This is a genomic window from Gammaproteobacteria bacterium (assembly GCA_028817255.1).
Taxonomy (GTDB): Bacteria; Pseudomonadota; Gammaproteobacteria; order Porifericomitales; family Porifericomitaceae; genus Porifericomes; species Porifericomes azotivorans.
Genome location: JAPPQA010000022.1, coordinates 1 through 9,909, shown reverse-complemented (window position 1 = coordinate 9,909; position 9,909 = coordinate 1). Strand labels below are relative to the sequence as shown.

Here is a 9,909-nt window from a genome sequence, read left to right as displayed (position 1 = left end):
CGGCCTCCTCCATGTCATTCCGGCGAAAGCCGGAATCCCGCATAGAAAGCGCGCGTCTCGCGCTCCTTTGCAGAAATATCCCATGAAGGGAGGGGCGGCCGTCAGGTTCTGCAATGTGCGCGTTCCGCGCTGTATTTGCGCGGGATTCCGGCTTTCGCCGGAATGACAAGAGGGGAGGCCGGAATGACAGAGCACTGTTTCCCCACTTCCAAAAAAGCGAATGGTTTTTACACGGCCTGCTGCGCGGGAATGGCGGATATTTGCCGTGCCTGTGGGTAGTTTTTTCGGGCGGTTCTGGATGTTCGGGGTTTTTACACGGCCTGTTCCGCCGCAATCAATGCAGCGCCAAGCCATTCGGGCATTGCTCTAATGAATTGCATCATTTGCCCACTGTCGCAGCCGTCCCCTTCCTCGTGGTCTCGCGCCCGATGGGACCGCTGCGCTTTAGTGGCGGGGCGGCGTGTGCGGCGGCTTCTCTTTTTGCCCTGAAGCGGCGGCTTCGATCATCTCCAGAGATTTGCCCCGCTTTTTCCCCGGCGGATACAGCCGTATCGGCCGTTGCAAGGCCACCTCCAGCAGTTCGTCAATCCAGCGCAAGGGCCGGATATCCAGGTTCTGCAAGATGTTTTTCGGTATTTCGGCCAGCTCGCGCTCGTTTTCCTTGGGTATGATCACGGTGTCTATGCCGCCGCGCAGGGCGGCCAGCAATTTTTCTTTCAGCCCGCCGATGGGCAGGATTTCGCCGCGCAGGGTGATCTCGCCGGTCATGGCGACATTGGCGCGCACCGGAATATTGGCCAGCACGGACACGAGGGCGGTGACCATGGCGACGCCGGCGCTGGGGCCGTCCTTGGGGATGGCGCCTTCCGGGACATGGATATGAAAATCGTGCGCTTGGAAAAATTCCGCGTCCAGGCCAATGGTCTCGCTGCGCCCGCGCACCACGGTCATGGCCGCCTGGATGGATTCCTTCATCACGTCGCCCAGTTTTCCGGTCTGCGCCGCCTTGCCCTTGCCGGGCACGACGGCGACCTCGATGGTCAGCAGGTCGCCGCCGACCTCGGTCCAGGCCAGGCCGGTGGCCTGCCCGATACGGTCTTGTTCCTCCGCGCGCCCGTAGCGAAAGCGCTGGATGCCGATCAGCGATTCCAGGCGGCGCGGGGTCACCGTCCGCGCCGCCTGCGCGCGCCCTTTGCGGCTCAGGATATGCTTGACGGTTTTGCGGCAAATCTTGGCGATTTCCCGTTCCAGGTTGCGCACTCCCGCCTCCCGCGTGTAGTGGCGGACGATGTCCCGGATGGCTGCGCCGCGAAAGGAGAGTTCTTTTCCCTTCAGGCCGTTTGCCTGGAACTGCTTGGGGATAAGGTACTTGAGGGCGATATGCACCTTTTCTTCTTCCGTGTAGCCGGACAGCCGAATCACCTCCATCCGGTCCAGTAGCGGCAATGGGATGTGAATGCTGTTATTGGCGGTGGTGACGAACATCACCTCCGACAGATCGTAGTCCACCTCCAGGTAATGGTCATTGAAGGCGTGGTTCTGCTCGGGGTCCAGCACTTCCAGCAGGGCGGAGGCGGGGTCGCCGCGAAAATCGGTGGTCATTTTGTCCACTTCGTCCAGCAGAAACAGCGGGTTTTTCTTGCCCACCTTCGCCATGCACTGGATCAGTTTGCCGGGCAGGGAACCGATATAGGTGCGGCGGTGGCCGCAGATCTCGGCCTCGTCCCGCACCCCGCCCAGGGACATGCGCACAAACTCGCGCCCGGTAGCCCGCGCGATGGACCGGCCCAGGGAAGTCTTTCCCACCCCCGGGGGGCCGACCAGACACAGAATCGGGCCCTTCATTTTCCGAATCCGCTGTTGCACGGCCAGGTGTTCGAGAATGCGTTCCTTGACCTTTTCCAGTCCGTAGTGGTCTTCTTCCAGCACCTTTTCCGCCTGCGCCAGATCGTTGCAGGTCTTGGACCGCTGCTTCCACGGCACGTTGACCAGCCAGTCTATGTAATTGCGCACCACGGTCGCCTCGGCCGACATGGGCGACATCATTTTCAACTTGTTTAATTCCGACGTGGCCTTTTTCTTCGCCTCCTTGCTCATGCCCGCCTTCTTGATCTTCTCCTCCAGTTCCTCGATCTCGCCCGGCGCGTCCGACTCGCCGAGTTCCCGCTGAATGGCCTTCATCTGCTCGTTGAGATAGTACTCGCGCTGGCTCTTCTCCATCTGCGACTTGACGCGGCCGCGGATCCGCTTCTCGATCTGCAGGGCCTCGATCTCGGATTCCAGCAATTTGATCAGGTACTCGATGCGCGCGTTCAGGTTCACGTGTTCCAGCACCGCCTGTTTGTTCTCGATCTTGACCGCCAGGTGCGCGGCGATGGCATCCGCCAACCGGCCCGGGTCGTCCGTGCCGCTCAGCGAAGACAGCACTTCGGGAGGGATCTTCTTGTGCAATTTGGCATACTGGTCGAACTGCCCCACCAGGGAGCGCATCAGCGCCTCCATTTCCCGTTCGTCGGCCTGCGTTTCCTTGAGGGCCTGGGTCTGCACCGAGAAGTGCCCGTCGTTTTCGTCCTCGATCAGATGCGCGATTTGCACCCGTTGCACGCCCTCGATCAGCACCTTGATGGTGCCGTCGGGCAATTTGAGCAACTGCAGGATATTGGCCAGGATGCCTATGGAGTAGAGATCTTTCGCCCCCGGGTCGTTCTCGGATGCCTGCTTCTGCGTGACCAGCACGATCTGCTTGTTGTTGTTCATGGCCTTGTCCAGGGCGCGTACCGATTTTTCGCGGCCGACGAACAACGGGATGATCATGTGCGGATAAACCACCACGTCCCGCAGCGGCAGGAGCGGCAGCCATGTGGGCAACTTGAGTTTGGGCGTCTTCTGTTCTTTCATTCGGTTGCCTCCTTATGCTTTAGCATTTCCGTTCCCGTCCGTATCCCCGGGGCAACGGTCCTAGTCCGACGCTGCCTGCTGGATGTTGCCGCCGCCATGGTAGATCAGCAGTGGCGGGGATTCCCCGCGGATCGCGGCGGCGTCCACCAGTACCCGCGACACTTTGTTCAGTGACGGCAATTCATACATGGTGTCGAGCAGGGCGGTTTCAAGTATGGAGCGCAGACCGCGGGCGCCGGTCTTGCGTTCCATGGCCCGGTGCGCCACCTCCCGCAGCGCCTCCTCCCGGAACTCGATCTCGGAACCCTCCATCTCGAACAACTTCGAGTACTGCCGGGTCAGCGCGTTGCGCGGTTCGATCAGGATGCGCACCAGCTGGGATTCTTCCAGCTCCTGGAGCACGGCGACGACTGGCAGGCGTCCCACGAACTCCGGGATCAGCCCGTATTTGATCAGGTCTCCCGGCTCCGTGGTAGCCAGGATCTTGGCGGCGGTCTTCCTTTGCGATTCTCCCTTTACCTCGGCGACGAAGCCGATCCCGCTCTTCTCGGAGCGCTCCTGAATGATCTTGTCCAGCCCCGCAAAGGCGCCGCCGCAGATGAACAGAATGTTCGCCGTGTTCACTTGCAGGAATTCCTGTTGCGGGTGCTTGCGCCCCCCCTGCGGCGGCACGGCCGCGACCGTGCCCTCGATCAGTTTCAACAGCGCCTGTTGCACCCCCTCGCCGGACACATCCCGGGTGATGGAGGGGTTGTCCGATTTGCGGGAGATCTTGTCGATCTCGTCTATATATACGATGCCGGTTTGCGCCTTTTCGACATCGTAGTCGCACTTCTGCAGCAACTTCTGGATGATGTTCTCCACGTCTTCCCCTACATACCCGGCTTCCGTCAGGGTCGTAGCGTCGGCGATGGTGAAAGGGACATTCAGCAACCGGGCCAGCGTCTCCGCCAGCAGGGTTTTGCCGCTGCCGGTGGGGCCGATCAACAGCACGTTGCTCTTGGCGATCTCGACGTCGGGAGGGCGATTGACCCCCTGTTCCATGCGCTTGTAGTGGTTGTAAACCGCTACCGAGAGGATTTTTTTGGCTTCCTCCTGGCCGATCACGTACTCGTCCAGGATCTTTTTTATCTCGCGGGGCTTGGGAAGAGTATTGCCCTTGTTTAACGGCGATTTCTCTTCGTTCTCTTCGCGGATGATATCGTTGCACAAGCCGACGCATTCGTCGCAGATAAAGACATTCGGCCCCGCGATCAACTTACGCACCTCGTGCTGGCTCTTGCCGCAGAACGAGCAGTACAATAGGCGGTCGTTTTTCCTGATTCCTTTGCCTGAGTTGCCGTCACTCATGTCGCAGTGCCCGCAGTTTTCTCCCTGGACGTTACCCACATAATAGCATATTCAGGCCCGGACATACGGAAGACTGGCGCATTCGGCGGAGAGGCCGGGGGCGCATTATTGCTTTTCGCTCTTTTCGCGCCGCGTCAACACTTTGTCCACCAAGCCGTATTCCCGCGCCTCTTCCGCCCCCATAAAGCAATCGCGCTCGGTGTCGCGGCGAATGATCTCGAGGTTTTGGCCCGTGTGCCGCACCAGGATTTCCTGGATGCGCTCCTTGGCCCGGAGGATCTCGCGGGCATGGATGTCCACATCGGTAGCCTGCCCCTGGAAGCCGCCCAGGGGTTGGTGGATCATCAGGCGGGAGTGCGGCAGGCAATACCTCTTGCCCTGCTGGCCGCCTGCCAGCAGCAACGCGCCCATGCTGGCGGCCTGGCCCACGCACATGGTGCTGATGTGGGGCTTGACGAACTGCATGGTGTCGTAGATGGCGAGTCCGGCGGAGATGGAGCCCCCCGGCGAGTTGATGTACAGGTAGATCTCCTTGTCGGGGTTCTCGGATTCCAGGAACAGCAGCTGCGCGATGATCAGGTTGGCGGCATGGTCCTCGACGGGGCCTACTAAAAAGACCACCCGCTCCTTGAGCAGGCGGGAGTAAATGTCGTAGGCGCGCTCCCCGCGCGGCGTCTGCTCCACCACCATCGGGACCAGGTTCAGTCCGCGGGGCGCCATATCGCATCCCATGGAATCGTTCATCGCGTAGCCTCCGCGCCCTGAGTTGAATCGGTTCTTGTGCGGCGTTCTCTTTGGCCCTGTGGCCGCCAGGGGCGCATCTTAACCCGAACCGCCCGGGTTTGTCAGAAGCGCGTAATCCACCTGGACCTCGCGGACCCGGGCCTGGTCCAGCAACAGGGCGACGATTGCCTCTTCCAGGGCCATGGATTCGAATTGCCGCAGGCGGCGCGGGTCCGCGTAATGCCACTCGATCACGGAATGCGGGTCGCGGTGGCCGGCCGCGGCCTGTTCCAGGAGGGCTCGGACCCGCTCCGGGGCGGGGCGCAGCCCCTGCCGGCGCACGATCTCGCCTACGATCAACTGTTCGCGCACCTGTAGTCGCGCCTGTTGTTCGGCATCTTTCGGGGCTATTCCCAGGGCCAGCCCGCGTTCCGTCTCGCGCCGGACCAGCGACTCGGGTACGTCGAATTCGTGCGCCTCGACCAGAGCGCGGCATGCGTTTCGCCACAGCAGGCCGCGCAGCCGGTGTTGCTTCTCCAGTTCCAGGTTGCGGCGCACCTCGCGGCGCAACGCCGGCAACCCGCCCTCGGTTACCCCCAGCGCGCGGCAGAAGTCCTCGTCAATTTCCGGCAGTACCCCGCGGAATACGCCCCGGACCCGCACCTGGCAAGGCAGCGCTTGCGCGTCGGCGGCCGCCCCCGGTTGCCGGAGATGCAGCAGCCGCGTTTCCTCCGCCCGCAGCCCCAGCAAGCCCTCGTTCAGGTTCGCCGGCAGGCCGCCGTCCTGGCCCAGTTCCACCCGCTGCGTCCGCCATTGCGCCTGGTTCTGTTTTGCCTCGCTGCCGTCCGGCGCCTGCAGGCGGTAATCGAATTCTACGATGTCGCCGGCCTGTGCCGGCCGCGCCAACGGTTCCAGCCGTTGCCGGTGGCGACGCAGGGCCGTCACGCTGCGGTCTATATCCTCTTCGTTAATCGCGCATTGCGGATTTTCCAGGGTCAGCGTCTGCAACGGCCGCAGCTTGATCTCGGGCAGGATGTCGAAGACGGCGGTGTAGCGCAATTCCTCCGTGCCGCCTGCGTCCAATTCGACCTGGGGCGTATGGACGGGGCGCAGCTCGGCCTGCTCCAGCGCCTGTTGCAGGGTTTCGCGCACCAGCTCTTCGGTGGCCTTGCGCCGCACGGAGTCGCCGTAGTGCAGGCGCATGATATGCGGGGGCGCCTTCCCCTTGCGAAACCCTTGTACGCGGGCGGTGCGGGACAGCTTTTGCAGGCGCGCCTCGACCTCGGAGGCGAGCCGTTCCGCGGGGACCCGCACCTTTACCCGGCGCCCGAGACGCCCCTCCTTTTCGATCGTTACTTTCATCGGCGCCGCGGCGCGCTCCCTGAATCATGCCTGCCTGCCGGCCCGGGCGGCGGCACGCCTGGGCCTGGTGCGAAAGGAGAGATTCGAACTCTCACGGGTTGCCCCACCGGCACCTAAAGCCGGCGCGTCTTCCAATTCCGCCACTTTCGCGTTCCCGCATTGTATTACAAAGGCGCCGGCGGCGGCGGGGCGTTGCCCGTCCGTGCCTGGCGGCAGCGGCCGCCCGGGCGCCGGGGCCCCGTCCGCCCCGCGTCCTTGACTGCGCCTTTTTTCTTTACCTGCCCGGCGGGAATGGAATACACTGCATCCGTATGAGGGGACGGTCGCAAAGGCAAGCGAATTTTCGCGGATTTGGCGCGAGGCCCGTTGCGCCCGCGCAATCCGGCAACGATGGCCCGCCGCCAGGAAGCGGCGCCGCCGGGAAGCGGCAAACGAACAGCGGCAAAGACTCATGTCCGACAACGCGAACGACTGTCTGAGCGGGGGCAACCGCGCCTACCTGCAGGATTTGCAGGAGGCCTTCCAGCGCGACCCCGGCAGCCTGGCGCCCGCATGGCGCGAGTTCTTTCGCGGCCTGGCCGGCGGCGCGCCGGCGGCGGCGGGCAGGCGCACCGGGGCGGCGGTGGATGCGGACCAGCAGTCCCGCGTGCTGCAATTGATCAACTCGCACCGGTTTCGCGGTCACCGGCAGGCGCAACTGGACCCCCTGCAGCAGCACGAGCGCCCGGACGTGCAAGAGTTGCATCCCGGCTATTACGGCTTCACGGAAAAGGATATGGACACCGTGTTCGACACGGGTTCCCTGTTCGGCCCCGACCGGACGACGTTGCGCGAGATCTGCGAGATCGTGCAGCAGACCTATTGCGACAATATCGGCGCCGAGTACATGCACATCACCGAGACCGCGCAGAAACGGTGGATCCAGGAGCGGCTGGAACGCTGCCGCGGCCGCCGCGAGTTCTCCCCCGAGGAGCGGCGGCGCATCCTGAAAGAACTGGTGCGCGCCCGGACCCTGGAGCAATATCTGCACAACAGGTATGTGGGGCAGAAGCGCTTTTCCCTGGAGGGGGGGGAGAGCCTGATCCCGCTGCTGCATCAATTGATCGCCCGCTCCGGCACCGAGCACGGCACGCGGGAGTTCGTCATCGGCATGGCGCACCGGGGGCGCCTGAATGTGTTGGTCAACGCGCTGGGCAAGTCGCCGCAAGAGCTGTTCCAGGAGTTCGAGGACCTTGGCGCGCGCTCGGATGGCGGCTCCGGGGACGTCAAGTATCACATGGGGTACTCGGCCGATGTGCGATTGCCGGAGTCGTCCGTGCACCTGACGCTGGCCTTCAACCCCTCGCACCTGGAGATCATCGGGCCGGTGGTCGAGGGTTCGGTGCGGGCGCGCCAGGACCGCCGCGGCGATATCGTCCGCGGCCAAGTGCTCCCGGTCCTGATCCATGGCGATGCGGCCTTTGCCGGCCAGGGCGTGGTGGCGGAGACCTTCAATTTGTCGCAGGCGCGCGGCTACGCCACCGGGGGCACCGTGCACATCATCGTCAACAACCAGATCGGCTTTACCACCAGCGACCCTCTGGACGCTCGCTCCACGCTCTATTGCACGGACGTGGCCAAGATGGTGCAGGCGCCGGTATTCCACGTCAACGCCGACGATATCGAGTCGCTGATCTTTGCCGGCCTCCTGGCCCTGGAATTTCGCATGGCGTTCAGCAAGGACGTGGTCATAGACATCGTTTGCTATCGCCGGCACGGCCACAGCGAGGCGGACGAACCGGCCGTCACGCAACCGATCATGTATCGGCGCATCCGCCAGCACCCCGACGCGGCCCATCGCTACGCCGAGCTTCTGGTTTCGCAAGGAGTGATCGAGCCCGCGGAGCCGGCCCGGATGGCCGAGGAATATACCCGTTCTCTGGAAGAAAACCGCCCCGGCCCCAAGACCACGGAAGAGGACGGCGATCCCGAGTTTCGCATCAATTTCCAACCTTTCCGCGGCACCCGCTGGGACGCGCCCGCGGATACGCGCCTGTCCCGCTCCGACATCGCCCGCCTCGGCGAGCGCCTCGCCGCCGCCCCCGAGGGCTTCCGGCTGCACCCCAGCGTCGCCCGCATCATGAACGGTCGGCGGCGCATGAGCGCGGGCGAAGCCCCTGCCGACTGGGGCTTTGCCGAGGCCCTGGCTTGCGCCTCCTTGGTGGAGCAGGGCTTCTCCGTGCGCATCTCGGGGCAGGACTGCGGCCGCGGCACCTTCTTCCACCGCCACGCCGTGCTGTACGACCAGGAAACCGGCAGGAAGCACCTGCCGTTGCAGCATGTGCACCCCGAACAGGCGTCGTTTCTGACCATAGACTCCACCCTCTCCGAGGAGGCCGTGCTGGCCTTCGAGTACGGCTACAGCAGCGCCGAGCCGAATGCCCTGGTGATATGGGAGGCGCAGTTCGGGGATTTCGCCAACGGGGCGCAGGTGATCTTCGATCAGTTCCTCAGCTCCTGCGAGGCGAAATGGGCCCGGCTGTGCGGCCTGACCGTATTCCTGCCGCACGGCTACGACGGCCAGGGGCCGGAACATTCCTCGGCGCGCCCGGAGCGCCTGCTGCAATTGTGCGCGGAGGAAAACATGCAGGTATGCATGCCCAGCCAGGCGGCGCAGATGTTCCACCTGTTGCGGCGGCAGATGCTCCGCCCCTACCGCAAGCCCCTGATCGTGCTGACTCCCAAGAGCCTGTTGCGCCAACAACTTTCCGCCTCGCCGGTGGAGGAATTCGCCGACACCGGCTTTTGCGCCGTATTCGACGAACGCGACGAGCTGAACCCCGACGCGGTGCGCCGGCTGATCCTCTGTTCCGGCAAAGTGTATTACGACCTGTTGCAGGCGCGGCGGCAGGCAGAGCTTCAGGATACCGCCATCCTGCGCATCGAGCAGCTCTATCCCTTCCCGGAACGGGAGCTGCGGCAACTGTTGCGCCGTTATCCGCAGGCCAGGGAAATTACCTGGGCGCAGGAAGAGCCGGAGAACCAGGGGATGTGGAGCTACATGCAGTCGCCCTGGGCCTTGCGGGGCTGTTTGAAGGCCCGCCAGAAACTGCTGTACGCGGGCCGCCGCTGCTCGGCGGCGCCGGCGGGCGGCTCGCGGGCGTTGCACCTGGAGCAGCAGCAGCGGCTCGTCGCCATGGCCCTGCAAACCTCCGACCCCACGGATCGCTCCGGGGAAAGGCAGAGAAAATCCGCATGAACCGCAGCCGCCAGCCGTCCCTCCCTTTGGCGCGTTCCCCGGGGCATTCCGCGTGATGCACGAGATCAAAGTCCCGGCGCTGGCCGAATCGGTGAGCGAGGCCCGGCTGCTGGCCTGGCATTTGCAGGTGGGCCAGCCGGTGCGCCGCGGGGACAACCTGGTGGACCTTGAGACGGACAAGGTCACCCTGGAGATCCCGGCGCCCGCCGACGGCGTGCTCGCCGAGATCCTGAAGCAGGAGGGCGAGGCGGTGAACAGCCAGGAACTCATCGCCCGGCTCGACGACGCCGGCGCCGGCGCCGCCGCCGCGCCGCCGCCTGCCGCGCCGCCGCCCGCTA

Annotated in this window: 6 protein-coding genes and 1 tRNA gene; 2 read left to right on the top strand and 5 right to left on the bottom strand. The window is 64.1% G+C overall.

The window, feature by feature from the left end; translation table 11 throughout:
• Window positions 1-444: 444 nt before the first annotated feature.
• The 5 genes from lon to OXU43_00910 all read right to left on the bottom strand — a co-directional run bounded on the left by lon (window position 445) and on the right by OXU43_00910 (window position 6,483).
• Window positions 445-2,898 carry an endopeptidase La gene (gene lon / locus OXU43_00930; GenBank protein MDD9823738.1) on the bottom strand — a complete coding sequence of 818 codons (2,454 nt, stop codon included), beginning with the start codon at window positions 2,896-2,898 and terminating at the stop codon, window positions 445-447.
• 60 nt (window positions 2,899-2,958) lie between these two features.
• Window positions 2,959-4,248 carry an ATP-dependent Clp protease ATP-binding subunit ClpX gene (clpX, locus tag OXU43_00925; GenBank protein ID MDD9823737.1) on the bottom strand — a complete coding sequence of 430 codons (1,290 nt, stop codon included), beginning with the start codon at window positions 4,246-4,248 and terminating at the stop codon, window positions 2,959-2,961.
• Between the two features lie 105 nt (window positions 4,249-4,353).
• Window positions 4,354-4,947, bottom strand: coding sequence for an ATP-dependent Clp endopeptidase proteolytic subunit ClpP (clpP, locus tag OXU43_00920; GenBank protein MDD9823736.1), 594 nt, complete (start codon window positions 4,945-4,947; stop codon window positions 4,354-4,356).
• A 123-nt stretch (window positions 4,948-5,070) separates the two neighbouring features.
• Window positions 5,071-6,333 (bottom strand): trigger factor, encoded by a 1,263-nt coding sequence (tig, locus tag OXU43_00915; protein ID MDD9823735.1) that lies wholly within the window; start codon window positions 6,331-6,333, stop codon window positions 5,071-5,073.
• Window positions 6,334-6,398: 65 nt separating this feature from the next.
• Window positions 6,399-6,483: transfer RNA gene (locus OXU43_00910), tRNA-Leu, on the bottom strand.
• A gap of 301 nt (window positions 6,484-6,784) precedes the next feature.
• Between OXU43_00910 and OXU43_00905 the strand changes: the two genes are divergently transcribed.
• Window positions 6,785-9,571, top strand: a complete 2,787-nt coding sequence (locus OXU43_00905; GenBank protein MDD9823734.1) for a 2-oxoglutarate dehydrogenase E1 component — start codon at window positions 6,785-6,787, stop codon at window positions 9,569-9,571.
• A gap of 55 nt (window positions 9,572-9,626) precedes the next feature.
• Window positions 9,627-9,909: dihydrolipoamide succinyltransferase (locus tag OXU43_00900; protein ID MDD9823733.1), on the top strand; the 283-nt coding region annotated here is incomplete at its 3' end.